Below are 25,250 nucleotides of genomic sequence, written 5' to 3'. Positions count from 1 at the left end.
TCCCGTATGTCACCGTCGCGCCGCCCGGATGTCTCGTCCGTGGCGAGTCCACCGCGCCGGTCGTTGACGTACGATGAGCTACAGATCGTCGACCGGCTGGGCGGCGGCGGCCACGCCTCGGTCTATAAGGCCGAGGTGACGACCCAGTCCCCCCCGCGGGTCGTCGCGGTCAAGGAGCCAACCCACGAGGAGCGAACGCTGCCGGCGGCGACCGCCAAGGAGTTTATCCGGGAGGCCCAGACGTGGCGCAAGCTCGACACCCGCGAGCGGGAAAAACAGCTGTACACCGATTACGAACATCTTGTCGGCGTGATCGACACCGGCGATGAGCTACCGTGGATCGCCATGGAGTATATGGACGGCGGCTCGCTGGGCGACCGGCTGTCGGCCCGGACAGAGCCCTACGATATCCCCGAACTTCGGTGGGTCATCAACTGTATCGCCCGTGGCGTCGAGCTCGCCCACTACGAGGGCATCTCACATCTGGATCTCAAACCAGAGAACGTGTTGTTCCGGACGACAGAGCCGGGAACATGGGATGTTGCCAAGATCGGCGACTGGGGCACCTCGACACGACCCTTAGAGGGAAGCGACGCCAGCGGCGTCTCGGTCGCCTTCAGCGCCCCCGAGCAGTTCCACCCCGATCGGTTCGGCGAACCCGATTCGATGACCGACATCTACCAGGTCGGGGCGATCATCTACACCTTGGCGGTCGGCGATCCACCCTACGATGGCAGCCAGATCGAGATCTCACAAGCGGTCGTCGACGGGCCGACGCCACCGAGTGACCACCGCCCCGAGCTGCCGACCGAACTCGATCAGGTGGTCGCCCGGGCGATGGCCCCCGACAAACAGGATCGGTTCAGAACCATCCGTGATCTTGCCGCCGCGATCGCCGACGTGCCGGATCCGAACGCCCAGCCGGCTGACGGCGGCCGCCCGGCCGACACCGGTGTGACGACCGATCGAGCGTCGCCGGTCGGCGGGGGCCAACCCGGCGGCATTGGCGGCCCAACTGGGCCCACAGGGCCGACGGCCCCTAGCAGACAGTCCGAGGTGCTTGACGAGGACGCAGGGCCGATCCCGGAGGCAATCGGGACAGTCGAGCTCCCACCATCGAACCAGCCGCTGGAGGTGATCGCCGGCGACGAGGGCTATCTGGTTCGGGAGTATCGCCGTGATCCACGCGAGGCAACCGTATTTTCACGCCACGACCGGCGGATGACGGCGATGCGAGCGGCCTCGAAACGATTGACCAGCGAGCATCATCCCTGTACGCTGCGCTGGGATACCCCCGACAGCGTCGGCGACATCTACTGGAACGAGCATTTCGAATCGTTGCGGGTTGAGTACAGCGACTTCCTGTCGTCGTGGCTCATCGTGCCGGCGACCGAGCGGTTCACCTTTGCTTCAGCGCCGAGCGCAAAACAGGCCTACAAGTACGCCAAGCAGATCCAACAGGAGTACGATTTCAAGGAGCTTGAGGTCTGTTCACGCGACGGTGAGGTCGAAAAGGTCGTCGAACACCGGTTTATCCGCCACTCGCTGACGAAATCCGGGGTGAAGTTCAACCGGTAGCTCGCCACCGGTGGCTGTCGGAGCCCGCTTGTCGTCCCGGTGTGTTCGATCACCACACCAACGCGAGACACTAAAGTCCGCGGAGGGCAACAGTATAGCTGATGGAGTACACCTACACCGGCACCGCCCACGAGGCGTTGGTCGACGCCTACGCGGCCGACGACGAGCGGTTCCGAACCGGCCAGCGGTCGGCGTTTCCCGAGCGGGCGGCGACGATCGAGGAGATCGGCGTCCTGCGGCGGCTGCTGTTTCCGGGCTGTTGGAACGGTGCTGCTCTCGTTGGCGACGAGGACGCGGTCAAGGCGGCACTCGATCAGCTAGGTCAACTGTTCTGTCACGGCATTCAGCCGTACGCCAACCAATGTTTGGCGACGGTCGTCACCAACGTCCTCGATCAGCTCCCGGCGATCCGACAGCTACTCAAACGCGATGTCGAGGCCGCCTACAAGGGTGATCCCGCCGCCAAGAGCTACGTCGAGATCATCCGGTCGTATCCAGGCTTTCATGCGACGATGGTACACCGTGTCGCACATGCGATCTACGAGGAAGGCGAGGGCGTTTACGCCCGTGAGCTCTCGGAGGCTGCCAAAAGCGACAGCGGGATCGACATCCATCCCGGCGCGGAGCTCGGGGAGTACTTCTTTATCGATCACGGCAGCGGCGTCGTCATCGGCGAGACCGCCGAGGTCGGCGACTGGGCACGGCTTTATCAGGAGGTCACGCTCGGCGCGCTCCACTTCGAGGAGGACGAAAACGACGAACACGCGCTCAAGAAAGGGTACAAACGCCATCCAACGATCGGGGACAACGTTGTTCTCGGCGCGGGGAGTAAGATCCTCGGGCCGGTCACCATCGGCGACCACGTGAGTATCGAGGCCAACGCGTGGGTCACCGATGACGTACCGGATCACACGACCGTCTTTATCAAACACCCCGAACAGCAGCGAAAAACGCGACCCCCGGAACAGCGGTAGTCGGCAGCGAGCCGATCACGGTTTTGCCCTGTCGGTGCCGATCAGTTCCCGAACGCCGTGGGGTTCGGTTTGTCGCTCACGCGACCGACCAGCCGAACGACCAGATAGACGACCGGTGTATCGAGCAGGGCGATCAGCAGTTTCAGCAGGTATTGGCCGACAATGAGCCCCAGCAGCACGTTCTGTGGCAACGCCGAACCCACACCCAGCAGCGTCGGCGCGAGGTAGAAAGCGATCCCGATGAAGATCACCGTATCGATGGCTTGGCTGCTCGCCGTTGAGGCGATGTTTCGCAGCCAGAGATGCCCCTGTCCGGTGAACTCACGGATCTTATGGAAGACGATCACATCCCAGTTTTGGCTGACGAGATAGGCCAGCAGGCTTCCCAGAACGATGTTGACGCTGGGGGCGAGGGCGGTATTGAACGCTTGACTAACCTCCGGATTGACCCCAGATGCTTCAAGCGTCGAAAATACCAACAGCAGGACGACAAAGTTGAGCGCGAAGCCAACGTTGACCATAAGCTGGGCAGGGCGACGACCGTAGAGTTCCGAATAACAGTCCGAGGCGAAAAACGTCAGCGCGTAGGCCAATGCCGCACCGGGAAGGCTGATCGAGGTGCCGACGATCGGCAACTCTACCCCAAACGGCAGCGGGAGGGCCAACAGCTTTGCGGCGGTCACCTGTGCGGTCACCAACGCGGTGACAAACAGCCCCAGCAGGGCGACCTGGCCGATCGCCTGTCTGTCGGTGTTATTGCCGGGCGCAGCGGCGTTACTCATCGTCGATCCGCCCCTGTCGTTGGTCGATCTCATCGAGTTGATCCAGCGTCTTTCTGATCGAGGCCCGTACCGCCTCACTGCGGTTGACGAACTTCTTGCCCTCACCGACGTGGGCGTCGAGATCCGCAAGAAGCTCGTCGGGCACCTCCACGCTTATCTTGGTCATCGCGGAGGATTATCACAAGAATATATTTGAATCTGTCTACTTTGGCCGGCTGGAAGCCTACCGCAATAGATCGATATATACCCCTCATAGCGGCTTTTTTGGTGTGAGCGACAAGCGTGATCGATGGGCGTGTCGGATCGCTCCAAGCCATCATCGTCCGTCATCTCCCAGGATCCTGCTGTCGACACGCCCCCTCCTTGTCTATATAGTATGGGTACCGATCCCCCACGCTACACCTCGATTGCGATCCCTCTATCGAACAACAGAGCACTATTAGGATGCTTCAAGCGTGCGAAACCGTTTGTCCAACGCGAGACCATCTAATGACCGACAGTACGCAACAGCTGGTGTTGTTCGACATGGATGGCGTCGTCCTGGAAGGGCGTGGCACCGACGATACCGTCCACGACCGTGCACTCGACGACGCTATCGACGATCGCGGGCTCGCTGTCGACGCCGACACCCACGCGCTGTTGGCCGGCTACGAGTACGACACCGACTTCGTTCGCGGCTGTGATCGCCTCGGGATCGACCCCGTCGAGTTCTACGACCGCCGAGAACGCCACAGCGCGAGTTACGCTATCGATCGGCTCAAAGCCGGCCACCGGACGCTCTACCCTGACAGCGACGCCATCGCCGCGCTGGCAGACGACTACACGCTCGGAGTAATCAGCAACAACTACAACAGCGTCGTCGAGTTCGTCGTCGACCACTACGGTCTCGACGCCTTCGAGTACGTCCGCGGCCGCGATCCCGGTGTCGACGGCTTCTATCGCCGCAAGCCAAGACCGAACTACCTCCTCGGGTGTCGTAACGCTCTCGGTGGCACCGACGGCGTCTACGTCGGCGACCGCGAGACCGACGTGCTGGCGGCCCGCCGGGCCGGGTTGGACGCCATCTTCATCAGACGCGACCACAACAACGACGTGTCGCTGCCGGTCGAGCCACGCGCCGAGATCGACTCGTTGACCGCGTTGCCGGCACTCCTCTGATCGAGCGATGGACAGAGAGCGGTCGCCACCCCCATGACCGGTGGGCTCGTCGCTGCCGTCGCCGCGGCGGTGCTGTTGGGCAGCTATCTCGTCGGCGTCAAGCGGTATTTCAGCCACTATCCGCCAACGCTGTATCTCGCTGTCGTCCATGCCATCGGGCTCTGTTGGTATCTGCCGGTCGTCGTCGCAACGGGCGGCGACGACCTTTTGCCGCCGCTGACGGCAGCCGAGACAGGGCTGGTCGTCGGTACGGTCGGCCTCATCGCGGTCGCGCTCGCAGCCTTTTATCACGCGCTGGCGATCGGCGACGTGTCGTATGTCGCGCCGATCAGTAAGATCGTCCCCGTCTTTGTGCTGCCGCTTGAGGTACTGCTGCTTGGGCAGCAGCTGTCGAGGGTACAGATCATCGGGATCGGTATCGCCACCAGTGCAGTGTACGTTGCCAACTATCACGGCGGCTCGCTCCTCGGCCCGCTCCGGACGGTGTTTCATCGACGGGCTGCCCGCTTTGCGCTCGCCAGCGCGGCCGTTTTCGGCGTTGTCGATGTCGGCAAACGGGTGAGTATGCAGGAGCTCGCGGTCTCCGCCGAGGGGTTTGTGGTGCTGACGCTGGTGATCGTCCCGATCGCGTTAGCGCCGTGGGCGCTCCGCCGTCGAGACGGGGTCAGCCTTCGCGGCGACCGCTGGCAGCTCCTCGTTGCTGGCGGCGTCCTCGCGGCGGGCCAACACCTTGTTTCGGTGGCCTTCGTCGCGCTGCCGGCCAGCGTGGTCTCGCCGATCGTGAACACCCAGGCCGTCATCGCGGTCGTGCTCGGCAGCCTGCTGCTCGGGGAGCCACACGCCAGACGACGGCTGCTGGCCGGCGGATTGGCCGTTGGGGGCGTGGTGCTCGTCTCGGTTGGCTGATCGATCGCGTCGACGACGGCTAGCTGACGATGTCAGCCGGCGGCGCGAGGTTTCGCCGCCCACCGCCTGTGATGAGAAACAGCACGAGCAGGCCGACACCGTAGGCGGCCATCAGCGGCACCGTCACCAGGAACATCGTCACGATGTCGGCCGGCGTCATGAGCGCGCCGACGGTGAGCATCCCGATGGTGACCTCCCGCCAGCGCGTTCGCATCGCCTGATACGGGATTCCGGCCCGATTGAGCAACAGCATCAGGATCGGCACGTCGGCCAACAGCCCGATCCCGACGGTCGTGAAGATAATCAACCAGAAGAAGTCGTTGATCCGGTAGGTGAGCAGCATATCGTAGGCCCGGGCGTCGGCAACGAGATACGAGATGATCGCCGGGGCGATATAGACGTAACCGAGGACGAAACCGCCGAGCAGGCCGGCGGTCAGCGAGCCAACCCACAGGAAGATTACCGATTGGCGGCCGCGCACCGCACCGAGTTCTCGCAGGGCGGGCCAGGCGTAGTAGGCGACCATCGGCACCACGGCGACAGCCCCGGCCAGCACCGAGAACTTCACGATGAACAGCAGAGCCTCAACAGGGTGGAGCGTGATGATCTCCAAGGCGTTTTCACCGACAAGTTCCGGCGGCAACCGACTCAGGAAGTTTTCACGAACCGCCCCCAAGCCACCGATATAGAACCAGGTGAACGTCACCACCAACACGATCATAAACGTCGCCACCAGCCGGAAGGATTTTGATCGTAAGCTGCCGGCGACGAAGGCGATGTCCGTGTAGTAGCCGCCGATATCGTCGGTATCCCGTTCGCCGTCGGTGAGTTCGCTGAGGAACGAATCGCCGGCGCGGCTGGCGCGGTCGCCGAGATCTGGGTCGCCGGCGTCGCCATCATCGCCGTCGTCAGCGTTGCCGTCACCATCGGCGTCCTGGGCGGCCTGTCGAGCTTCTGCCGTTTCGTCGAAGCGATCGAGGATCGCCTGGGCTTTGGCCTCGTCGCCGTCCTCGATGGCCGCGCTAGCATACCCCATCGCCTCCGCCTCGCTGAGTTCGATAAACGCCTCGGGCGGGGCTGCCTCGATCCCGTCGGCATCCAGCGTCGCCAGATCGATCGCAGTCGGGTCGCCGAATTTGCCGTCGGGATCGACCTCAAGCCCGGAGTAGACCAGAGACGCAAGACCGCCGACCGCCAGCAGCACGGCGACGATTCCGCCGTAGATCGCCATCGCCGTCTGGGGGTCGACGCCGAGGCCGTCGCCGGGCGGGAGAATCCGATACCGGCTGTCGATCAGCGGATACGATAACACGGCGTTGACCGCGCCGCGGCCGCCGTAGGTGTAGAACGCATACGGCAAGATCGCGCCGACGACGCCAAGTCCGCCAAGGACGTTCCAGTGGGCACGAATCGTCGCCCGGAGGTCGATCTGGTCGCTGCCGCGTTTGGTGGTGACGATCACCTTCGCCAGATAGAGGCTCAGCCCATAGAGGATGACCAGCGGGATCGCCCACATGATCTGGGTGAACGGATCGGGCGGCGAGAAGACAGCCCCGAAGACGAAGATGCCGACGACGGCGTGTCGCCACTTGTCCCGAAACGTCTCATACCGGACGATCTCGGCGTACGAGAGGCCGGTGATCGCCAGCGGCATCTGGGCGGCCAGCCCAAATGACAGCGTCAACAACACGATAAACTGCGTCCACAGAACGATCGAATACCGCGGCGCGAACCCCGCCTCGAAGCCGAACTCCGCGAGGAAGCTAAACATCACCGGGAAAAACACCGCGTAACCGTAGGCCGCACCGCCGACAAACAGCGTGGCCGCAAAGCCAACGACGGTGGCCACTTTCCAGCGGGCGGCGGGGAGTTGCCGCCAGAAGCCGCGCCGCTTGAGCGCGTCACGAGAGAAGTACAAAAACACCGGGAGCGCGACGATAAGGCCGACAACAAGGCCGATCTTCGCCTGCAGCAGGATCACGTCAAACGGCGTTTGGGCGATGATCTCGAAGCTCTCGCCGACCTCCGCCCGCATCCGGGATTCGGTGACCCCACGCAGGAAATCCCAGATGTAGAGCCGGAGGGCGTAGAAGGTGCCCAGAAAGCCGATGAGAAAGACGATAAAGACTTTCTGGAGATCCTTCTGTGCCGACCGCAACATCGCCCGCCCGGTTGCGGTCGCCTCGCCGAGGGCGCGCTGGGTGTCGTCGTCGAGCGCGCTTGCCATACACGGAGGAAATCGGCTCAGCGGTATCAACGTTGTCTCTTGGCGTGGCACCGATCACGGCGTCTCGGGAGCGAGCCGTCGGCGACCCGAGTAACAGCCGACGACCCAGGCGAATCCGAAAAGGCATATACCCACAGGGAAGCGTTTGTTACTCGTATGGCCAAGCCGCCAAACGGGGGCGACGACCCAGCCGACCGCGATGAGCCACCAACAGCAGGTGGTGAACCGTCAACCACCGATACGGCGACACCAACAGATGTGACAGCCGACGGCGGCACCGGCGGCTCGGTGGCGGCCGATCAGCCAGCAGCACCAGCCGGCGACACCGTCGACGAGGGCCTCGCCGGTGAGGGGCCGGCCACCGACGAGGAGATGCCGCTGGCCGACCACATCGAGGAGATGATGCGTCGGCTCGGCGTCGTCTTCCTTATCGCCGGGATCGCGCTGGCGGTCACCTACCCGTTTGCCGGCGATCTCGTCAACTATCTCTGGTCGGTACACATCCCCGAGCCGGTGGCCAACCGCCCCCGGCTGTACGGGCCGCTTGAGTTCATCCTCACGAAGCTCAAGGTCGCAGGGCTTGCCGGCCTCGTGATCGGCCTCCCGATGTTTGTCTACCAGACATACCGGTTCATGCGTCCGGGGCTCTACCCCACAGAGCGACGCTACTACCTCGCGGCGGTGCCGACCAGCCTCGTGTTGGGCACGCTCGGGGTGCTGTTTGCCCACTTTGCCGTCCTGCCGTTCGTCTTTGCGTACTTTACGACCTACACCGCCGAGGCCGCCGCCGTCGCCTTCGGCCTCCAGGAGACGTTTAACCTCATCTTGGTGCTCATGGGCTGGATGGCGATCATCTTCCAGATCCCGCTGTTCATCATGTTGGCGATCATGATGAACCTCGTCACCCGGCAGTGGCTGGAGGCCAAACGCCTGCTCTTCTGGGGCTCGTTTCTCGGGATCGCGTTTCTCTTCAGCCCCGATCCGACCGGGATGGCCCCGATCATCGTCGCGGTCACGATGGTCATCCTGTTTGAGGGCACCCTCGCGTTGCTGCGGTGGACCGGGAACTAGCGGTCGATAAACTCGACGCCGGTGATCTCGAAGCGCGCGCCGCCGTCCGCGCTGTCGTCGACGCTGATCGCCCAGTCGTGGGCTTCGACGATCTCGCGGACGATCGCCAACCCGAAGCCCGTCCCATCCGTCTCTGTCGAATAGCCGGTTTCGAAGATCCGCTCGCGGTCATCCGGCGGGATTCCGGGGCCATCGTCGGCGACATAAAACCCCGACTCGGTTGTCGCCACGGTGATCGAAACATCGCTGTTGCCGTGCTCAACACTATTGCGGAACAGATTCTCGAAGACATCGGCCAGCCGGCTGCGGTCGGCCCGGATGACGGCGTCGGACCGACAGTCGATCGTTGCGTCGGCGGTTGCGACCGTTCCCCAACACTGTGAGACAAGATCAGCAAGGGCGACAGCTTCGGTCTCACCGACCGTTTGGCCCTGTCGCGCCAATACGAGCGCGTCGTCGATCAGCTCCTCCATCCGGGTTAGGGCGCGATCGATGATCTCCAGTTGCTCGCTGTCGCACTCCTCGGCGGCGAGTTTCAGCCGCCCGCTGGCAACGTTGATCGGATTGCGGATGTCGTGGGAGACGACGCTGGCAAACTGATCGAGGCGATCCCGCTCGCGGGTCAGCTCTTCCTCCCGTGTTTTGAGCCGCTGGAGTTGGTCGATCCGCCCAAAGGCCTCGGTGACGGTGTCGGCCCACAGCTGGACGCGCTCGGTGTCGGCCTCGCTGAACGCCCCCGGCTCCGTCGAGCCGATGTTCAGCAGGGCGTACTCCCCGAGCGGGACGATCAGTTCGCTGCCGATCGGCGTCTCCGGATTGGCGCGGTCAGGGTGGTCGGCCATCGAATCGATCCGTCTGGTCGTGCCCTCCTGGAAGGCCGTCCACGACAGCGAGTGTTCCTCCGGCGAGTATGTTGGCGGCTCGCCGATCAGCGTTTGGCCGCGTTCGGTCTGGGCGACCGGTTCAAGTTGGCCGTCGGTCGCCAGCCAGATCCCGGCGGTGTCGAACTCGAAGGCGGATTCCAGCCCATCGATCACGATCTCCGCGGCTGCTTCCGGCGTCGTTGCCTCCAGCAGCCGCTGGGTCGTCCGCTGGAGGCCTTCAAGCGTATCGCTGTACTGGGCCAGTTGGCGTTCGCTCTCCTTGAGGGCAGTCACGTCGGTAATGAACCCCTCAAAGATCCGTTCGCCGTTCTCGATGGCGACGCGCTGGCCGTGCTCGGTGACCCACTTCTCATCGCCGTCGGCGGTCAGAATCCGGTAGGTTAGCTCGAAGGTGTCACCGCTTTCGAGTTGTGTGTCGACCGCGTCGCGGACAGACGCACGGTCGTCAGGGTGGATGATATCCGCCCCCCAGGTGACCTCGCCGGCGACAAGCGCGTCGGCCGGGTAGCCGATCAGCGACTCGCAGTTGCCGCCGACAAAGTCGGTGTCCCACTCCGGGGTCTCCCGGGTTCGGTAGACGACTCCGGGCAGCGTTTCGACGAGTGTCTCGAACTGGCGGCTGTAGGCCTGTCGTTCGACCGCGTTGGTGATCCGGTTCGCCAAGACGGCAGGGCTATCGGTGAGATCGGATTTCGGGATGTAGTCGGTGACGCCGGCGGCGATGGCCTCGCTGGCGACCGATTCGTTCCCCTTGGCGGTCAACAGGATGACCGGCAGGTCGGGCTGTCGGCGTTGCACCGCCGCAAGGAGTTCGAGGCCGTCCATCTTCGGCATCTCGTAGTCGGTCAGGAGACAGTCAAACTCCTCGTCGGCAAGCGTTTGCAGCGCCACGACCGGATCGGCCTCGGTGACAACAGTGAACGGCTCGTCGTGCTCACTGAGATAGGCGGTGACGACCTCGCCGTACTCCGGGCGATCATCCACATGCAGCACCCGAATCGGTCGGAACATCAACCATCAAATCGTTCCAACAGCACGCGTATAAATTGCCCCGTAATATATCTGACCTGTTATGTCACTAGTGGTACGTGGTTGCGCTCAGTCGACGGCCGTCCGGAGGATCGACGCCAGCGCGTCGGTGTCGACAGTGTAGGTGAATGCGAGCTCGTCGTCGACGTAGACGACCGGCACGCGCTCGCCGTATTCGGCTTCCAGTTCGGGGTCGTCGTCGATCCGAATCTCCTCGATGTCGACGGCGACCCCCGTCTCCTCGCTGATAGATTCGATCCGGTTCAGCGCGACCCCACAGAGATGGCAGTTCTCGCGGCTGTAGACCGTGATCTCGACTGGCTCGGCCATAGCGGTCGTTGGCGACGCGGGTGGGCAAACGTTACGACTCGTCGGCAAGAGGGGTCGGTATGGGAACGCTGGTCGTGGTGCGGCACGGCGAAACGATGTGGAACCGCAAACAGCGGGTACAGGGGTGGGCAGCGGTCGGCCTCACCGACCGGGGCCACCGACAAGCCGCCGCGCTCGCCGACCGCATTGCCGAGGAGTATGCGGTCGACCGCGTCGTGAGCTCCGACCTCCGGCGGACGCTGGAGACCGCCCGGCCGCTTGCTCGCGCCGTCGACTGCGAGCCGACGACCGACCGCCGCTGGCGGGAGCGGGATTTCGGCGTGCTGCAGGGCCTCAGCTACGGGGAACTGTTTCTTGGTCATCCCGAGTTCACGCTCACCGAGGTCGGCTATGCCGCCGCCCAAGCGACCCCCGAGCGCGGCGAGAGCCTGCTCGACCACCGCGAGCGCGTGCTCGATGCCGCAACCGATCTCGGTGCCGACATCGACACCGACGAAACGGTCGTCGTGGTCACCCACGGCGGGTCACTGTATCTACTGCTCGGGTGGATCAAGGCGTTTGATATCGTGGCGACGATCATGGAGCAAGAACAGGGTAACTGCGCGATCAACGAACTCGCGGTCGACGGTGACGGGACGCTCACTGTCGAGCGCGAAAACGACACCCAACACGTCGATAGCACCGTTGACGACGACACCGACAGCACCGTTGACGACGATACCGACAGCACCGTTGACAACGATACCGCCAGCGACACCACCGACGAGAAAAACGAGTAATAGCGGCGGCGACTCAGTATTTTGGCTCCGCGCCGGTGACCTCGTAGACCGTCTCCATCAGCTCGTCGCGCTGGCGTTGCCACCCCGCCAACCCGTCGGGGCTGGTCGGATACCGCTTGTAGTGATCGATCACCTGCTCGGCGACCTGTTTGACCCGATAAAAGTCGAGGATCTGCCGCCAGTAGCCGAAGCTTTTGATCGCCGTCTGGGCCGCCAGCAGCGGCCCCATCGACGTTTTGCCGTCATAGAGGGCCTCGGCCAGCTTCTCGCCCGGCAGCGCGGCGAGCAACCCCATCAGGTCGTCGACATCGACCGCCGTCGAGAGGATGTTGTACACGTCGAGACCGGCATACCGCGCGCCGAAATGCTCCATCACGCGCTCGTTGTAGTGCCAGAGGGTCTCCTCGCTCACGTCGCCCTCGGCGATGGCGTCGACGGCCTGCTCGGCGGCGTACTGGCCGGCGTAGGCCGCGCCCGCGATGCCGCCACCGGTCGTCGGGTTGACGTGGGCGGCGGCGTCACCGACCGCCATATAGCCCGGCGCGACCGCCGAGTCGTAGGTGCGGCGGGTCGGCAGCGCCGCGCCAAGTTTGTCGGTCACCTCGGCGTTTTCGAACTCCTCGCGGTCGCGGAGATCGCCTTTGAGATCGTCGATCATCTGCATCGGCTCCTCGTTCATCTGGAAGCCAAGGCCAGCATTGATTTCGGTCGACGTACGCGGGAAATACCAGAGATAGCCCGCGGCGCGCTCGGTCGGTTTGAAGACGAGCGCATCGTCCCACTCGACTTCCTCGTCGACCTCGACGATCTCACGGTAGGCCGAACAGAACTGCGAGTAGCGGACGTTGGTGTCGAAGGTTGCATCCTCGAAGTCGGCTTTATCCTGCAGCAGCGACAGCGCGCCCGCGCCGTCGATAACGACCTCGGCGTCGTACTCGACGGGGTCGCCCTTGTGTTTGCCAACAACGCCGGTTACCTGGCCGTCGTCGGTCTGTTTCACGTCGTTGACGACGGTGTCGTAGTGGAGCTCCGCGCCGGCCTCTTCGGCTCCTTCGATCAGTAGCTTGCCGTATTTGAGGCGGTCGATGACCGCGAGTTCGCCCGGCACCGGGATCTCCAGGACGGTATCGTGGCTCGGGATCTCGAAGCGGCCATGATCGACGCCCGTGTTTGTGAAGGCGGGTTCGATCTTCGATTTCGGGATCGCACTCGGGAACTTATCCGCGCCTTTCAGCGCGTCGCCACAGGCGATGTGGCCGGCCTCCTCGGCGTCTTTGCGCTCGATGATGACCGCATCGAGACCCGCGTTGGCGATCGTCGCCGCCGCATAACAGCCGGCGGTGCCGGCACCGACGATGGCAACGTCGTACTCGTGAGTCGTCATTGCTATCAGTGAACACCCGAGGGCGAAAACTCTTTATTTTGGTGCGGCACCCACCCCGGGCCAGCGTTGGGTCGCTACAATCCTCGTCTGAGTCAACAGGCGATACAAGTACAGCGAGACCATAGCACGCGTATGGACATTGATTCAAACGTCGGCGGCACCGACCGCCTGCTTCGTGGGCTCGGAGCCGTACTGTTGTCGATCGTCGCCGTCCGCGCGCTCACCGCCGGCAAGCGAACGAGCGGGCTGCTCGCCGCCATCGGCGCGGTCGGCCTCGGAATCAACGCGACAACCTGTTTCTGCGGGCTCAACGCCGCTCTCGGGATCGACTCCACCGAGGACTGAGACCAGTTAGATCGTGACGGCCCAGGCTCGGTAGTCGTCGGGATAGCCGAACGCCTGCTGAAAGACGGCGTCGAAAAAGGCCGCCAGCCGGTCGGCGTCGGAGTGTGTTGTAATCCGGACGTGCGTTCCGTCTGCTTCTTCGGGGCGTTCGAGGTCATCGATCCGGAAGTCGGGGTACTCGCCGAGTAACTCTTTCAGCCGATCGAGTTCGCTGTCGGTACAGTCGAGGGCGACGGTCTCGCCGCCGAACTGGATCCACGGCACCAGTTCGTCGTCGCTGTCGGGCGGCGTCTCGTCGGGTTCGAGCGTACAGAACTCGCTTGCCCGCTCGCGGTGGGCGTTGACGGTCGCCGCAAACAGCTCCCGGCGGCTGTCGGCGTCGGTGGCATCGAATCGGGTCATACGCCAGCGACGACAGCGACGCCGAAAACGATTCGGGAGTTAGGCCGGCGGATCGGCCCGCCAGTCGGCGACCAACTCCTCGGCGGCCGCGCGGCTCTCAACGGTCTCGTAGGCGTAGGCCCGGCCGCCGTCGGCCTGATGGAGCTGGTCGTATCGCACCGCAAACTGGCCGTCGGCGCGCTCGCGGAGTCGGATCGTCGCGTGGCCGTCGGCGCGCTCCCACTCGGTGAGCTCGTCGGTGTCGGTTGTTCGCTCGTAGTCCATACCGGGCGGAGGGCTGGCCGGCACTTGCGTTACTCGGTTCGTGGCGCGGCGACGCCCGTGCCGGCGTCGACTGTGGCCGCACGAACCGTCGTCCCACAGCGGGGGCAGATCGGGTACCCCAGCCGATCGTAGTCGGCGATCACTTTGGGGCAGACGGCACAGGCTGGGCAGGCGACAGGGTAGAGCCACTCGAAGTCCATACGCCCGAGTGTCGCCAGTACGATGTAAGTAATCGCCGCCTACCGGGCTGCATGGGCGATATTTCGCGCTGTAGAGATGGACACAGCTCAACAGCGAGGAGTGATAACGGCCAGAAATCGATCGATTACTCCTCGTCGTCAGCCAGCAGGCCGTGTTCGGCGAGGACATCGTCGAGTTCATCAAGGGAGTACTGGTGGTACTGCTCGGTGTCGGCATCGATCGTTGCCAACCCGAGGCCAGCAGCCTCGAGCCCGTCGTCGGTGACCGACGCCAAGGCGCGAAGCGCGAGTTCGATCCCCTCATCAAGCGAGAGATCCGGCTCGTAGTGCTCCTCGAAGTAGTCCTGAATGTCGTCGCGGCTCTCGCCGATGGCGAGTGCTTCCCACTCGTAGGGGGTTCCCGAGGGGTCGGTCTCGAAGAGCCGCGGCTCGCCGTTTTCGATCCCGCCGACAACGAGGGCGACGCCGAACGGGCGGGCTCCGCCGACCTGCGTGTATCGCTGGATGAAGTCGGTGACCCGCTTGGTCAGCGTCTCAACGCCCATCATCTCGCCAAACCGGAGGCGGTTGACCTGCGCCTGCCGGCGGGCGAAATCGATCAGTTGGCGGGCGTCGGCGACATGGCCCGCCGAGGCCATCCCAACGTGGTCGTCGGCCTTATGCAGCTTTTCGACGCTGGAGGGCTCAAGGAGCGGCGAGTGACGCTGTTTGTCGGCGAGCAACATGACGCCTTCCGGGGTTCGGACGCCGATCGACGCTGAGCCGCGTTTGACGGCTTCGCGGGCGTACTCAACTTGGTAGAGCCGGCCGTCCGGCGAGAAGATCGTGGTGCCACGGTCGTAGGCCTGCTGCTGTTGTTGTCCCTGCATACTAGTGGAAATCGAGTTCCGTCGCCGCCACGAACCCCTCGGGCAGCGAGATCTCGGCGACATCGTCACGACGGATCGCCGGCCGTTGGTCGTCCGCAAACGCGACGGAATCCTCTGTCGAATTTGGGCTCCGGCCGCGTAAATAGCTTTCTTCACAGGCACGCACCGTCCCCGAAACCCCGCGAACGACGAGGCCGACCGGCTGGTCGTCAACACGGTCGATACAGGCCACGGCGGCGCGGGCGGCGTCGGTCTCCTCGCGGCGAGCGCGGACGATCGCCTCGCCGACGCCATCGGCGTACTCGAAGCCGAACACCGTCAGGTCGGCGTCGGCACTGCCGGCGTCGCCGAGCAGGTTGCCGGCGGCATACCACAGCGCGCGCTGGAACCCCCCGCGGTCGATGTCGGCGTCGGGGGCGGCCTCGATCGCAACGGCGAGATACCGCCATCGCGGCCGGATGTGTTTGGGAAGGTGTTTCATGGCTCGTATCGCCCCCGCCAGACGCCGGGTTCGATGAAGCGGTCGGCGGCGCGCTCGCGGTTGCGGGCGACGATTGCACCCCATGCTTCGAGGCCCGCCGTGATCTGGTCGGCGGTAAAGCCGATCTGTTCGCCGACCGCCCGCAGCTCGCGGGGGGCGCGAAGCTGGCGGTGGGAGTCGGCGTTCACGCTGACGACAAACGGGGCGTCGTACTGCTCGACAAGCTCACGAAGCTTCCGGAGCCCCTGGAGGGCTTGGACGCGGGGGCCACCGCTCGCCCGCAACACCGGCCCGAAGTCGAACTCAACGTGGACGTTGTGGGTTGTTGCGGCGCGGGCGAGCACATGGTTGAACTCGCCGTCGCCGGCCATCGGGCGGGTCACCACGTCGACACGGTCGGTTTCGACGGCGTATCTGTTCAGCGCGTCGGTGCCGCCACGGACGAGCAGGAGGGGACACTCCGGGCGGTGGTTGCCGACCGCCCCCGCCGCGGATTCGGGATCGGCGGCGTCGACCTCGATCCCGCCGACGACATCGATCCCGTAGCGGTCGCTGATCGCGTCGGCGTCGAACTCGGCTTCGCGGGTGCGGACGACAAGCCCGTCGTAGCCGTAGTCGGCGGCCGTCCGCGCCTGCCGGCTGACGGTGCTGTCACCCGCAGGATAGGCCGCGACCGCCTCGTACATGGGCGCGTGTTGGCGGGTGGGTGGTTTGGGCGTTCCGGTCGGTGCCGGGTTACGCCGAATCGGCGTCGACATCGACAAGCGTTCCCTCGATCATCGCGGTCGCCAACGCCGGAGTATCGAAGGCTGCCGGCGGGCCCCGAGCGACGACCGGCGGGGCGACCGGCCGATCGCCGACAACGAGTTTTGGATAGGGTGCCGTGTGGAACCCCTCGATCAGGATATACTCGTAGCCCGCCGCCCGGAGGTCGTCGACAGTCGATTCGAGCAGAGCGACCTCGCTGTCGGCGGCGTCCTTTCCGCCGGGGGTGATCTCGAAGCGAAGGGAGGGTGTCAGCCCGACGACCGTGTCGGCCCCGGCGGTGCGGTGGCGGTGGGTGTCCTTGCCGGGGGTGTCGATCTCGATGTCGTGGTGGATGGATTTGATCGTCCCAACCCGCCCGGCGTCGGCGAGTTCGGCGACCAGCGATTCGACCAGCGTCGTCTTGCCGGCGTCGCTTGGGCCGACGATACAGAGCGGCGGATGCATACTATCTCTGTCCCGTCGAGTCGCAAAACCCCTGTGGCCGCTCACCCGCCGCAGAATAGAAGACGACTACGGCCGAGACACCGACGGCACCGAAGCTGGGCAGACAGAAAGCGGCGTCAGCGACGATCAAATCGAGCGTATCGACAGCAGGATGCAGCGGCCGACTCTGTCAACGGTGAGCAGCCAGCCGAGCCACAGCGTACTGCCGGAGCGACCCGGCAGTTACTCGGTTAGCTGGACGATGTTGCCGTTCCGGCTGAGATGCATGTCGCGGCCGACCTCGTAGCCGAAGGCGTTGGCCGTGTTAACGTAGCCCGACAGCCCTTTCAGATCCTGGTGGGCCGGGATGACCTGCTGGGGCTGGAGGGCCTCAAGCATCTGGTAGTGACCCTCCTGGCTCAGGTGGCCGGAGACGTGGATGTCATCGTAGATGCGGGCACCCTGCATTTTCAGGAGGCGTTCGGACTGATACCGGTTGCCCTCGTTGGTCGGCTCGGGGATGATGCCGGCCGAGAAGATCACCTTGTCGCCGGTGTCAAAGTCGTAGTTGGTCTCGCCGCGGCCCATCCGGGTGAGCAGCGCGCGCGGCTCGCCTTGGTGGCCCGTCACGATCGGCAGGAAATTCTCCTTGCCGTCATCCATGATCCGTTCGAGGCTCTGGTCGATGGCGCGGCGGTGACCGTACATCTCGATGTTCTCCGGAAGCGCGACATCGAGATTGGTCGCGGTGCCGGTGTATTTCTCCATCGAGCGACCCAGCAGGATCGGCTCACGGCCGATCTCCTCGGCGAACTCAAGCAGACTCGACACACGGGCGATGTGGCTGGCAAACGTCGTCGCCACCATCCCGCCGTCGTAATCTTCGAGGCTGAGCATCGTGTCGTGAAGCTCCTTGCGGGCAACCGACTCCGAGGGGGTTCGGCCCTTCTGGTTGGCGTTCGTACAGTCCTCGATGTAACAGAGGACGCCGTCGCCCTCGCGGCCGATCTCGCGGAACCGCTTCATGTCGATGGGATCGCCGAGCACGGGGTCGTGATCGAGGCGTTTGTCCAGCCCGTAGACGATCGCCCCCTCGGGCGTGTGGAGGACGGGGTTGATCGCGTCGATCGTGGAGTGGGTGACGTTGACGAACTCCATCTGCACCCGGTCGCTGATCCGCATCTGCTCGCCGGCGTTCATCACTTGCAGGTCGAGATCAACGTCGAATTTGTCCTCGTCGGCGATCTGGTCGCGGACGAGTTCGATGGTAAACGGCGTGGCGACGATCGGTGCGTCATACCGGTGGGCGAGTTTCGGGATCGCGCCGATGTGGTCGAGGTGGCCGTGGGTCGGGACGATGGCCGTCACCTCGCCGTCAAGCTCGCTCATGATCCGGTCGTCGGGGATCGCGCCCATATCGATCAGATCGAGACTGTGCATCGTCTCGGTCTGGACGTTGTCGTGAATCAGTACCTGCGAGAGGTTGAGGCCCATATCGAAGACGACGATCTCGTCGTCCATCCGCACGGCCGTCATCTGTCGTCCAACCTCTTCGTAGCCGCCAACGGTTGCGATTTCGATTTCCATAGGTAATCCAAACAAGAGCCGTTCCGCCGGTGGCGCGGGCGACGCCCGGCCGTGTCAAACCAGCGGGATCGTTCCGCACCGCAGGGGGCGACAGCCGAAGCGAACGCACCGACGCACGGGGAACAGCGCGTTGGTTACGCAGATAGCTGAGCCCGAGATATAAATAGCCGATGACTTGTCGCCGATCGTGTTTAAACAAGCCGAGGAAACTGGAACTGTCTCGAAAGCCCCCGGCGTCTCGACTCCCAGGACTCGCTGCGCGCTTCGTCGCTCGCTACACTCGCTCCTGCAGTGCTTACCTCGTCCGGGTTCGCCGAGACGCCGGCCCCTTTCATTCCCGCCCGACTGCAGCTGCCTGACCTACGGATGCGGGTGGGGCTTTCGGGGTGTTTTCAACCCAATCACACTACTCTGAACAGTACCCTTGTCGCCGGCGACAGCCCCGTCGGTGACTGCCAAAGCTACATACGGCGGTACCCGGAATGGGTAGCTATGACACAGAGGAACGACGCCGATCGGCGGGAGGGGCTGCCGTGACGCTACAGCTGCCCAGCGAGATCGTCGTCGAGCGGTTTCTGCCGACCGCCCGCGCGATGTTGGCGAGGGAGCTCGCCGCCGAGGGCTGTTCCCAGCAGACGATCGCCGACATGCTCGGCCTCTCGCAGGCCGCCGTCAGCAAGTATCTCAGCGGCGAGCAGTCCGGCGACCCGCGGTTCGCCGACAACGCCGAGATGCAGGCGACCATCGAGTATATCGCCAGCGGGTTCGCCGACGGCAGCGTCGACGAGTACGAGGCCCTCGCTGAGTTGCTCGAACTGATCGAATCCTTCGAGGATCGCGGCCCGATCTGTGCCGTCCACGAAGCAGAGATGCCGGCCCTTCAGGGGCTGGGGTGTGACCTCTGTGTGCGCGGGCAGGATCCCCGCGTCGAGACCGAACGCGAGGTGTTGGGAAACGTCCGCGAGGCGGTGCGAACGTTTGCCAACACGGCGGCGATCGTCGACCACATCCCGAACGTCGGCACCAACATCGCCATGGCGATGCCCGACGCCGAGGGCGTGACCGATGTGGCGGCTGTACCGGGACGGATTCACGCCATGGGTGGGCAGGCGAACGTCCCGGCCGACCCGGAGTTTGGGGCCTCGGAACACGTCGCAACCACCGTGTTGGCGATGGGGACAGTCGCCCCACAGCGTCGGGGCGCGCTCAACGTCAAAACGAGTGACGCGCTGTTGGATGCGTTGGCCGCGGCCGGGCTGTCAACAGCCGAGTTCGAGGCCGGCTACGAGAACCGATACGAGCGGCTCACCGACCTGTTGGCGTCGACTGAGCCGACCCCTGAGGTGCTCTACCACGAGGGTGCCTTCGGGGTTGAGCCGATCACCTACGTCTTCGGCGACGACGCGGCCGACGCGGTGACAACGCTGGTTGATGCAGTGACAGCACCCACCGATAAGGCGGGGTGAGCGGAGTCTTTATTTCCGCGGCCGTGGTTGGCACTCACATGGAGGGTGAGCCCGCCGACCTCGACGATCCGTCCGACGAATCACTGACCGAACTCGTCAACTACCTCACGCCGCGGCGGGACAACGAGATGATCGCCACCTACCAGAACACGACCGCGATTGCCTGTCCCGTCTGTGAGGAACCCTTCGATTATCTCATCGCCTCAAAAGGCCCCGAAAGCAGTCTGTCGCTGGATGAGGTGATGGATCTCTGTGTCTCCGTCAGCGACGATGATCGGGCGTTTCTGTTCACCCACGAGTAGCGTGGTCGCCGCCGCAGCCGACCACCACGTCCTCAGCCGACCAACGCGTCATCAACGAGTCGTTCGAACCGATCGACAAACCGACTCGGCAGCGACGGCGACACCGTCCGAGCGAGGTCGGCGAGTCGCTCCGGGCGACGCGGGGTGATACGCACCTCGCCGTCGACGGTTTCGGTGTCGATCAGGTCGGCGTCCTCCAGATTCGAGAGATGCCACGAGAGCGTGCTGCGAGCGATGCCGATCTCGTCGGTGAGCGCTGGGGCGGGCTGCGTGCCGGTTTCCAGCAGTGTCAGCAGGATCTCGCGGGCCGTCTCCCGGCGCAGCAATGCGAGGGCACGCTGCTCCCACGGCTCATAGCCGGCCGGATAGTAGTGGGTGCGTCCCACGAGTGACCGGGAGTCGACCGCATCGTCGTTCATCAGCCGGCGAAGGTGATACTGCGTCTGTCCGGTTGCGATGTCGAGAGCCCGGCCGATCTCGTTGAAGTGGACGCCGGGATGCTCGGTGACGTGGGTTTTGATCTGCTCCCGCGTGGTTGTCATGGGTGTGTTCGCCTCACAACACTGTAGTTGATACGGCTACAAGTATACCAGACTGCTTCCCACTGAGTGAGAACAGTGACCCACCAACATTTCATGATCCAGCCACAACCGATTTGAACGCAGCAGGGATAGATGTCGGTAATGGGCTGGATCCCGGTGGGTGTGCCGGCAGTATCGGTGCTGCTGGCGTCGCCGCCGCTGTTGCATGCTGGTGGCGGCGAGCCGTTGCTCTCGTGGGTGTTGCTCACCGCCGCCGGGGTGACGACCGTGCTGTTTGGACTGAGTCTGGTCGTCACATACCGCCGTCGGAGCCGCCGGTATCTCCTTGTGAGCGCGACGCTGGCGGCGTTGCTCTCCCGGTCGATCGTTGGGCTGGCAACCCTTCGCGGACTGCTGTCACCCGGTAGCCACCACTTTCTGGAACACGGCCTTGACGCCCTGATCGCCATCCTGCTGTTGGCAGCGGTCTACGATAGCACAACAACGACGGGCGCGGAGCGGCGACCAAACACCTAACACGGGAGCCACGAACCACCGGGTATGGACGACCGGGCGACGGTTCGACGCGCACTCAAAGCCGACACCCGTGAGACGTTCGACCGGCGGGTGGACGAGCAGGCGGCCGCGCTCCGGGCGGCGATCCGCGATGGCGAGTTCGACGGCGCGGGGTTTGCGGTCGGCCTTGAGGTGGAGTGTTACGCCGTCGATGGTGCGGAGCGACTGACGACGCTGCCCGACACGCTGTTTAGGCCGCCGGGTCGTACCCGCGAGATCGGCCGACACAACATCGAACTCAACAGCACGCCACAGCCCTTCGATCCCGAGGGAGTCGCCACGCAGGCCACCGAACTGCGAACAGCCGTCGCCGACCTCAGAGCCGATGCGGCCGCCGTCAAGGCCGACCCCCGACTCATCACCGATGGGATGTGGACGATCCCGCCGAGTGAGGGGAGTCAGGCGTATCTCGGTTCGGTCACCGAGGCCGATGGGCTCATCGTCGCCGACAACATGCAGCCGAAGCCGCGATACCACGCCATCGACAACGCGCTCGTCGACCACGCGGGTGGCGCAATTCCGCTCCCCGTCCCCGGGACGGACGCATCGTTTCCGACGATCCTCGTCGAATCGCTAACAACATCGATCCAGCCGCATCTCCAGATTCCCGCGGCATCGGCGTTTCCGACGTACTTCAACGCCGCCATCCGGACGCTCGGGCCGGTGGTGGCGTTGGCAACGAACTCGCCGTTCCTGCCGACTGATCTCTACACCGCGGTCGACGATCCGGCGGATCTGGTCGCGGCGACACCACACGAGCTCCGGGTGCCGGTCTTCGAGGGGACTGTCAACAGTGCTGGCTACCCAAAGGCCGGCTGTCCCGCGGATATCGACGCGCCAACCGACATCATCGACCGCGTCGATGAGGACTGGACGTGTGGGCCATTTCTCCAGGAATGGGAGGCTGACACCGGCGACGATCCCTACTGGGAGTTTCGCCACAAGTACGGCACCTACTGGCGGTGGGTTCGGGGAATCGTCGGCGGTGACGCCAGCAGCGGGAGCGAGAGCGATCCAGCAGGCGGGGGCGCGCTCCGGATCGAGTACCGCCCGCTGCCGACCCAGCCGACCGTCGACGACTGCCTCGCGCTCCACTGGCTGGTCGTCGGCCTGTTGGGCGGGCTCGTCGCCGCCGATCACCCGTTGACCGCGTTGCCGTGGGAGGCTGCAGAGACAAGCTTCTACAACGCTGTCGACGACGGTCTCGACGCCGAGTTGCACTGGATGACCGCCGACGGCGAGAAAACGACCGACCACGACGTGATCTACAGTGAGGTGTTCGCTCTCGCCGAGCGCGGACTCCGCGAGCAAGGGTTGGACGAGCGCGACGCGGCCGACCGGCTTGCGCCGATTCGGGATCGTTGGGAGCAGGCGATGACACCGAGTCGATGGAAGAAAGATCGCGTTCGTGAGGGGCTTGCCAACGGCGAGTCGTTGACGGCCGCGATCGAATCGATGCAACGCGAATACAATCGGCTGAGTCGACAGGGCGAGCCATTCGCTGACTGGTAAGCGCGGGCCGTAGCTGACAGAGGGGGTGGTACTACCACTGCCAAAACGACTTTGGTAAGACAGACGTATTATTGCTGTATGTCTAAAGCAGCTACCGGCGATGACGACGAGATCGTCACGGTGAATTTCAAAACGACCCAGTCATTCCTCGATACGATCGACGAGACGTGGCAGGGGCGGGGATTCAACAGTCGCAGCGAGTTTATTCGCTATACGCTGCGGGACGCCGCGGAGAACCCGACGTTCGATCGGGATGAGTTGATTGCGCTACTGCAGGCAGAGGTCGATATCGAGGAGGGTCGGACGATGGACGCCGAGACTGCCCGCGAGCAGTTCGGCCGCGATGAAGATGGCTGACAACGGCTGGACGTGGGAACTCACGCCGACCGCACAGGACAATCTCTCGCGGCTCGCGCCGACGGAACAGGAGCGGATTCTCGATAAGCTCGATGAAATCGTCGACTCGCCGTGGCGTGAGCCACCGGAGTACGGCGAGCCGCTTCGGAACAGTCAACGGAGTAAGATCCGTGTTGGCGCGTTTCGGCTCGCGGTAACGTTTCGACAAGAGAAGCAACGACTGATTGTCGCTCGGATCAAACGGCGGAGCGACGCGTACACTGCCGACGACGACTAACCACAGGGAGTCAGTCGTTGTCGACGAGTCCGGGGTTCGTCACCGCACCCTTCGCCGCCGAGCCGAAGTCGCGGGCGTACTTGCCGAGGACACCGCTGGTGTAGTTCGGCTCGCGCGGTTCCCACGCCTCGCGGCGGGCGTCAAGTTCGTCATCCGAGAGATCAACCGACAGTTCGCGTGCAGGGATGTCGACGGTGACGGTATCGCCGTCTTCGAGCAGCCCGATCGGGCCGCCAGCCTTGGCCTCGGGGGCGACATGGCCGATCATCGGGCCGCGCGTGGCTCCCGAGAAGCGACCGTCGGTCAGCAGTGCCACGTCGTCCTCGTGGCCCGCGCCGACGACCGCGGCGGTGACGCCAAGCATCTCCCGCATGCCGGGGCCGCCGCGTGGCCCCTCGTTGCGGATGACGAGCACGTCGCCGGATTCGATGTGGCCCTCCTGGACGTAGGCCATCGCGTCCTCCTCGTTTTCGAAGACGCGGGCGGGGCCCTCGTGGTGGAACTTGTCGTCGCCGGTCACCTTGAGGACGCCGCCGTCGGGCGCGAGGTTGCCGGTGAGGATCTTGATCGCCCCCTCCGCCTGGTAGGGGTCGTCGACCGTATAGAAGTAGTCGGCATCGACCGCCTCGTCGTCGGGGAGCAGCCCCTCGCGTTCGAGGTGGTCGAGTTCCTCGGCGATGGTGCGGCCGGTGACGGTCATCGCGTCGCCGTGGATCAGATCGGCTTCAAGCAGCCGTCGGAGGACGACCGGGACACCGCCGATCTCGAAGAGGTCGTTCATCACGCGGGTGCCGCCGGGCTGGAGGTTGGCGATCTTCGGGGTACGGCGGGAGATCTCGTCGAACTCCTCGATATCGAGGTCGATCCCGGCTTCGGCGGCCATCGCAAGCAGGTGGAGCACGGCGTTGGTCGAGCCGCCGGTGGCGACCTGCATGGCGATGGCGTTCTCGAAGGATTTCTTCGAGAGGATATCCGAGGGCCGGCGGTCGTTTGCGATCACGTCGACGGCGATCTCGCCGGATCGCTCGGCGATCTCGTAGCGTTCCTCGTGTTCGGCGGGCGCGGCAGCCGAGCCCAGCGGCGCGAGGCCGAGCGTCTCGGCGATCGACGCCATCGTGTTGGCGGTGAACATCCCGCCACAGGAGCCCGCGCCGGGACAGGCGTGGCGTTCCATCTCGTCGAGTTCCTCCTCGTCCATCTCGCCCTGTGCGACCGCACCGACACCCTCGAAAACGTTCTGGATCGTGATCTCCCGGCCGTCGTGCTCGCCGGGCATGATCGAGCCGCCGTAGAGGAAGACACTCGGCAGATCCGTCCGGATCATCGCCATCATCATCCCCGGCATGTTCTTGTCGCAGCCGCCGATCGTCACGAGGCCGTCCATCCGCTCGCCGAAGGAGACGAGTTCGACGCTGTCGGCGATGACCTCCCGGCTGATCAGTGAGGCCTTCATCCCCTCGGTACCCATCGAGATCGCATCCGAGATCGTGATCGTGTTGAACTCGATCGGCATTCCGCCGTTGGCGTCGACACCCTCGTAGGCGGCCTCGGCGACATCGTCGAGGTGGACGTTACACGGGGTGATATCCGCGGCACAATTGGCGATACCGACCATCGGCGACGAGAGATCCTCGTCGTCGTACCCCATCGCGCGGAACATCGCCCGCGAGGGGGCCTGATCGGTTCCTTCGGTGACCTCGTTGCTCCGTAGCTCCGGGTCTTTCCCCGACTTCGCTTGGGGTTCCTGTTTGCTCATGTGCTCTCGTAGCCACCGGATGCGTTAAAACTGCTCGCATGC

General features: G+C 64.4%; 29 protein-coding genes. 13 read left to right on the top strand and 16 right to left on the bottom strand.

Going from position 1 to position 25,250, the window contains the following annotated elements:
• Nucleotides 1-6 precede the first annotated feature (6 nt).
• Both HKK80_RS10250 and epsC read left to right on the top strand, forming a co-directional pair.
• A complete protein-coding gene (locus HKK80_RS10250; protein ID WP_411799503.1) occupies nucleotides 7-1,578 on the top strand; it encodes a serine/threonine-protein kinase in 1,572 nt (523 codons plus the stop codon).
• A 101-nt stretch (nucleotides 1,579-1,679) separates the two neighbouring features.
• The gene (gene epsC / locus HKK80_RS10245; protein ID WP_411799502.1) at nucleotides 1,680-2,552 is read left to right on the top strand and encodes a serine O-acetyltransferase EpsC; all 873 of its coding nucleotides are present in this window, start codon (nucleotides 1,680-1,682) and stop codon (nucleotides 2,550-2,552) included.
• A 41-nt stretch (nucleotides 2,553-2,593) separates the two neighbouring features.
• On the opposite strand, the gene HKK80_RS10240 is transcribed toward epsC, so the two are convergent.
• Together HKK80_RS10240 and HKK80_RS10235 are read right to left on the bottom strand one after the other, a co-directional pair.
• Complete coding sequence (locus HKK80_RS10240) at nucleotides 2,594-3,334, bottom strand: queuosine precursor transporter (RefSeq protein ID WP_411799501.1); 741 nt, start codon at nucleotides 3,332-3,334, stop codon at nucleotides 2,594-2,596.
• On the bottom strand, nucleotides 3,327-3,500 hold the full coding sequence (locus HKK80_RS10235) for a ribbon-helix-helix domain-containing protein (RefSeq protein ID WP_411799500.1): 174 nt from the start codon (nucleotides 3,498-3,500) through the stop codon (nucleotides 3,327-3,329). The genes HKK80_RS10240 and HKK80_RS10235 overlap by 8 nt, the downstream gene beginning before the upstream one ends.
• Nucleotides 3,501-3,823: 323 nt before the next feature.
• Between HKK80_RS10235 and HKK80_RS10230 the strand changes: the two genes are divergently transcribed.
• Nucleotides 3,824-4,492, top strand: coding sequence for an HAD family hydrolase (locus tag HKK80_RS10230; protein ID WP_411799499.1), 669 nt, complete (start codon nucleotides 3,824-3,826; stop codon nucleotides 4,490-4,492).
• A 33-nt stretch (nucleotides 4,493-4,525) separates the two neighbouring features.
• Nucleotides 4,526-5,398 (top strand): EamA family transporter, encoded by an 873-nt coding sequence (locus HKK80_RS10225; protein ID WP_411799498.1) that lies wholly within the window; start codon nucleotides 4,526-4,528, stop codon nucleotides 5,396-5,398.
• 19 nt (nucleotides 5,399-5,417) lie between these two features.
• On the opposite strand, the gene tatC is transcribed toward HKK80_RS10225, so the two are convergent.
• Nucleotides 5,418-7,625 carry a twin-arginine translocase subunit TatC gene (tatC, locus tag HKK80_RS10220; protein ID WP_411799497.1) on the bottom strand — a complete coding sequence of 736 codons (2,208 nt, stop codon included), beginning with the start codon at nucleotides 7,623-7,625 and terminating at the stop codon, nucleotides 5,418-5,420.
• Between the two features lie 39 nt (nucleotides 7,626-7,664).
• Between tatC and HKK80_RS10215 the strand changes: the two genes are divergently transcribed.
• Entirely contained in the window at nucleotides 7,665-8,696 is a 1,032-nt protein-coding gene (locus tag HKK80_RS10215; RefSeq protein WP_411799496.1) for a twin-arginine translocase subunit TatC, read from the top strand.
• Here HKK80_RS10215 and HKK80_RS10210 read toward each other — a convergent pair.
• A complete protein-coding gene (locus tag HKK80_RS10210) occupies nucleotides 8,693-10,564 on the bottom strand; it encodes an ATP-binding protein (protein WP_411799495.1) in 1,872 nt (623 codons plus the stop codon). The genes HKK80_RS10215 and HKK80_RS10210 overlap by 4 nt on opposite strands.
• Nucleotides 10,565-10,678: 114 nt before the next feature.
• Complete coding sequence (locus HKK80_RS10205; protein WP_411799494.1) at nucleotides 10,679-10,939, bottom strand: glutaredoxin family protein; 261 nt, start codon at nucleotides 10,937-10,939, stop codon at nucleotides 10,679-10,681.
• Nucleotides 10,940-10,998: 59 nt separating this feature from the next.
• Here HKK80_RS10205 and HKK80_RS10200 point away from each other — a divergent pair, with 59 nt between their 5' ends.
• Complete coding sequence (locus tag HKK80_RS10200) at nucleotides 10,999-11,718, top strand: histidine phosphatase family protein (RefSeq protein WP_411799493.1); 720 nt, start codon at nucleotides 10,999-11,001, stop codon at nucleotides 11,716-11,718.
• Nucleotides 11,719-11,731: 13 nt separating this feature from the next.
• On the opposite strand, the gene HKK80_RS10195 is transcribed toward HKK80_RS10200, so the two are convergent.
• Complete coding sequence (locus HKK80_RS10195) at nucleotides 11,732-13,102, bottom strand: geranylgeranyl reductase family protein (RefSeq protein WP_411799492.1); 1,371 nt, start codon at nucleotides 13,100-13,102, stop codon at nucleotides 11,732-11,734.
• 132 nt (nucleotides 13,103-13,234) lie between these two features.
• Here HKK80_RS10195 and HKK80_RS10190 point away from each other — a divergent pair, with 132 nt between their 5' ends.
• Nucleotides 13,235-13,447: a DUF2892 domain-containing protein gene (locus HKK80_RS10190; protein ID WP_411799491.1), complete on the top strand. Its 213-nt coding sequence runs from the start codon at nucleotides 13,235-13,237 to the stop codon at nucleotides 13,445-13,447.
• A gap of 6 nt (nucleotides 13,448-13,453) precedes the next feature.
• On the opposite strand, the gene HKK80_RS10185 is transcribed toward HKK80_RS10190, so the two are convergent.
• The 8 genes from HKK80_RS10185 to HKK80_RS10150 all read right to left on the bottom strand — a co-directional run bounded on the left by HKK80_RS10185 (nucleotide 13,454) and on the right by HKK80_RS10150 (nucleotide 18,441).
• Nucleotides 13,454-13,849, bottom strand: coding sequence for a hypothetical protein (locus HKK80_RS10185; RefSeq protein WP_411799490.1), 396 nt, complete (start codon nucleotides 13,847-13,849; stop codon nucleotides 13,454-13,456).
• A gap of 39 nt (nucleotides 13,850-13,888) precedes the next feature.
• A complete protein-coding gene (locus HKK80_RS10180) occupies nucleotides 13,889-14,113 on the bottom strand; it encodes a hypothetical protein (RefSeq protein WP_411799489.1) in 225 nt (74 codons plus the stop codon).
• 29 nt (nucleotides 14,114-14,142) lie between these two features.
• Nucleotides 14,143-14,313: a hypothetical protein gene (locus tag HKK80_RS10175; RefSeq protein WP_411799488.1), complete on the bottom strand. Its 171-nt coding sequence runs from the start codon at nucleotides 14,311-14,313 to the stop codon at nucleotides 14,143-14,145.
• A 125-nt stretch (nucleotides 14,314-14,438) separates the two neighbouring features.
• On the bottom strand, nucleotides 14,439-15,182 hold the full coding sequence (gene psmA, locus HKK80_RS10170; RefSeq protein ID WP_411799487.1) for an archaeal proteasome endopeptidase complex subunit alpha: 744 nt from the start codon (nucleotides 15,180-15,182) through the stop codon (nucleotides 14,439-14,441).
• 1 nt (nucleotide 15,183) lies between these two features.
• Nucleotides 15,184-15,663, bottom strand: a complete 480-nt coding sequence (locus tag HKK80_RS10165; RefSeq protein ID WP_411799486.1) for an Rpp14/Pop5 family protein — start codon at nucleotides 15,661-15,663, stop codon at nucleotides 15,184-15,186.
• On the bottom strand, nucleotides 15,660-16,349 hold the full coding sequence (locus tag HKK80_RS10160; RefSeq protein WP_411799485.1) for an RNase P subunit p30 family protein: 690 nt from the start codon (nucleotides 16,347-16,349) through the stop codon (nucleotides 15,660-15,662). The genes HKK80_RS10165 and HKK80_RS10160 overlap by 4 nt, the downstream gene beginning before the upstream one ends.
• Nucleotides 16,350-16,398: 49 nt before the next feature.
• Complete coding sequence (gene mobB, locus HKK80_RS10155; protein ID WP_411799484.1) at nucleotides 16,399-16,875, bottom strand: molybdopterin-guanine dinucleotide biosynthesis protein B; 477 nt, start codon at nucleotides 16,873-16,875, stop codon at nucleotides 16,399-16,401.
• Between the two features lie 222 nt (nucleotides 16,876-17,097).
• Nucleotides 17,098-18,441, bottom strand: coding sequence for an RNase J family beta-CASP ribonuclease (locus HKK80_RS10150; RefSeq protein ID WP_411799483.1), 1,344 nt, complete (start codon nucleotides 18,439-18,441; stop codon nucleotides 17,098-17,100).
• A gap of 533 nt (nucleotides 18,442-18,974) precedes the next feature.
• Here HKK80_RS10150 and HKK80_RS10145 point away from each other — a divergent pair.
• Nucleotides 18,975-19,907, top strand: a complete 933-nt coding sequence (locus HKK80_RS10145; RefSeq protein ID WP_411799482.1) for a thiamine-phosphate synthase family protein — start codon at nucleotides 18,975-18,977, stop codon at nucleotides 19,905-19,907.
• A gap of 38 nt (nucleotides 19,908-19,945) precedes the next feature.
• Nucleotides 19,946-20,209: a hypothetical protein gene (locus HKK80_RS10140; protein ID WP_411799481.1), complete on the top strand. Its 264-nt coding sequence runs from the start codon at nucleotides 19,946-19,948 to the stop codon at nucleotides 20,207-20,209.
• 32 nt (nucleotides 20,210-20,241) lie between these two features.
• Here HKK80_RS10140 and HKK80_RS10135 read toward each other — a convergent pair whose 3' ends face one another.
• Nucleotides 20,242-20,751, bottom strand: coding sequence for a winged helix-turn-helix transcriptional regulator (locus tag HKK80_RS10135; RefSeq protein ID WP_411799480.1), 510 nt, complete (start codon nucleotides 20,749-20,751; stop codon nucleotides 20,242-20,244).
• 141 nt (nucleotides 20,752-20,892) lie between these two features.
• Here HKK80_RS10135 and HKK80_RS10130 point away from each other — a divergent pair, with 141 nt between their 5' ends.
• The 4 genes from HKK80_RS10130 (at nucleotide 20,893) to HKK80_RS10115 (ending at nucleotide 23,452) form a co-directional block, all read left to right on the top strand.
• Nucleotides 20,893-21,267, top strand: coding sequence for a hypothetical protein (locus tag HKK80_RS10130; protein ID WP_411799479.1), 375 nt, complete (start codon nucleotides 20,893-20,895; stop codon nucleotides 21,265-21,267).
• Between the two features lie 24 nt (nucleotides 21,268-21,291).
• A complete protein-coding gene (locus HKK80_RS10125) occupies nucleotides 21,292-22,818 on the top strand; it encodes a hypothetical protein (protein ID WP_411799478.1) in 1,527 nt (508 codons plus the stop codon).
• Nucleotides 22,819-22,896: 78 nt separating this feature from the next.
• On the top strand, nucleotides 22,897-23,175 hold the full coding sequence (locus HKK80_RS10120) for a ribbon-helix-helix domain-containing protein (protein ID WP_411799477.1): 279 nt from the start codon (nucleotides 22,897-22,899) through the stop codon (nucleotides 23,173-23,175).
• Complete coding sequence (locus HKK80_RS10115) at nucleotides 23,168-23,452, top strand: type II toxin-antitoxin system RelE family toxin (RefSeq protein WP_411799476.1); 285 nt, start codon at nucleotides 23,168-23,170, stop codon at nucleotides 23,450-23,452. Before HKK80_RS10120 ends, HKK80_RS10115 begins: the two co-directional genes overlap by 8 nt.
• A 10-nt stretch (nucleotides 23,453-23,462) precedes the next feature.
• On the opposite strand, the gene ilvD is transcribed toward HKK80_RS10115, so the two are convergent.
• Entirely contained in the window at nucleotides 23,463-25,208 is a 1,746-nt protein-coding gene (ilvD, locus tag HKK80_RS10110) for a dihydroxy-acid dehydratase (protein ID WP_411799475.1), read from the bottom strand.
• Nucleotides 25,209-25,250: the final 42 nt, after the last annotated feature.

This window comes from Halonotius sp. F2-221B, from assembly GCF_046719765.1.
GTDB lineage: Archaea > Halobacteriota > Halobacteria > Halobacteriales > Haloferacaceae > Halonotius.
This window is presented reverse-complemented; position numbering and strand designations above follow the sequence as displayed.

Coding starts and splice junctions, on each gene's coding strand:
- HKK80_RS10250 (WP_411799503.1), top strand. CDS start 7: ATGTCACCGTCGCGCCGCCCGGATGTCTCGTCCGTGGCGAGTCCACCG.
- epsC (WP_411799502.1), top strand. CDS start 1,680: ATGGAGTACACCTACACCGGCACCGCCCACGAGGCGTTGGTCGACGCC.
- HKK80_RS10240 (WP_411799501.1), bottom strand. CDS start 3,334: ATGAGTAACGCCGCTGCGCCCGGCAATAACACCGACAGACAGGCGATC.
- HKK80_RS10235 (WP_411799500.1), bottom strand. CDS start 3,500: ATGACCAAGATAAGCGTGGAGGTGCCCGACGAGCTTCTTGCGGATCTC.
- HKK80_RS10230 (WP_411799499.1), top strand. CDS start 3,824: ATGACCGACAGTACGCAACAGCTGGTGTTGTTCGACATGGATGGCGTC.
- HKK80_RS10225 (WP_411799498.1), top strand. CDS start 4,526: ATGACCGGTGGGCTCGTCGCTGCCGTCGCCGCGGCGGTGCTGTTGGGC.
- tatC (WP_411799497.1), bottom strand. CDS start 7,625: ATGGCAAGCGCGCTCGACGACGACACCCAGCGCGCCCTCGGCGAGGCG.
- HKK80_RS10205 (WP_411799494.1), bottom strand. CDS start 10,939: ATGGCCGAGCCAGTCGAGATCACGGTCTACAGCCGCGAGAACTGCCAT.
- HKK80_RS10200 (WP_411799493.1), top strand. CDS start 10,999: ATGGGAACGCTGGTCGTGGTGCGGCACGGCGAAACGATGTGGAACCGC.
- HKK80_RS10195 (WP_411799492.1), bottom strand. CDS start 13,102: ATGACGACTCACGAGTACGACGTTGCCATCGTCGGTGCCGGCACCGCC.
- HKK80_RS10190 (WP_411799491.1), top strand. CDS start 13,235: ATGGACATTGATTCAAACGTCGGCGGCACCGACCGCCTGCTTCGTGGG.
- HKK80_RS10185 (WP_411799490.1), bottom strand. CDS start 13,849: ATGACCCGATTCGATGCCACCGACGCCGACAGCCGCCGGGAGCTGTTT.
- HKK80_RS10180 (WP_411799489.1), bottom strand. CDS start 14,113: ATGGACTACGAGCGAACAACCGACACCGACGAGCTCACCGAGTGGGAG.
- HKK80_RS10175 (WP_411799488.1), bottom strand. CDS start 14,313: ATGGACTTCGAGTGGCTCTACCCTGTCGCCTGCCCAGCCTGTGCCGTC.
- psmA (WP_411799487.1), bottom strand. CDS start 15,182: ATGCAGGGACAACAACAGCAGCAGGCCTACGACCGTGGCACCACGATC.
- HKK80_RS10165 (WP_411799486.1), bottom strand. CDS start 15,663: ATGAAACACCTTCCCAAACACATCCGGCCGCGATGGCGGTATCTCGCC.
- HKK80_RS10160 (WP_411799485.1), bottom strand. CDS start 16,349: ATGTACGAGGCGGTCGCGGCCTATCCTGCGGGTGACAGCACCGTCAGC.
- mobB (WP_411799484.1), bottom strand. CDS start 16,875: ATGCATCCGCCGCTCTGTATCGTCGGCCCAAGCGACGCCGGCAAGACG.
- HKK80_RS10150 (WP_411799483.1), bottom strand. CDS start 18,441: ATGGAAATCGAAATCGCAACCGTTGGCGGCTACGAAGAGGTTGGACGA.
- HKK80_RS10140 (WP_411799481.1), top strand. CDS start 19,946: ATGGAGGGTGAGCCCGCCGACCTCGACGATCCGTCCGACGAATCACTG.
- HKK80_RS10135 (WP_411799480.1), bottom strand. CDS start 20,751: ATGACAACCACGCGGGAGCAGATCAAAACCCACGTCACCGAGCATCCC.
- HKK80_RS10130 (WP_411799479.1), top strand. CDS start 20,893: ATGGGCTGGATCCCGGTGGGTGTGCCGGCAGTATCGGTGCTGCTGGCG.
- HKK80_RS10125 (WP_411799478.1), top strand. CDS start 21,292: ATGGACGACCGGGCGACGGTTCGACGCGCACTCAAAGCCGACACCCGT.
- HKK80_RS10120 (WP_411799477.1), top strand. CDS start 22,897: ATGTCTAAAGCAGCTACCGGCGATGACGACGAGATCGTCACGGTGAAT.
- HKK80_RS10115 (WP_411799476.1), top strand. CDS start 23,168: ATGGCTGACAACGGCTGGACGTGGGAACTCACGCCGACCGCACAGGAC.
- ilvD (WP_411799475.1), bottom strand. CDS start 25,208: ATGAGCAAACAGGAACCCCAAGCGAAGTCGGGGAAAGACCCGGAGCTA.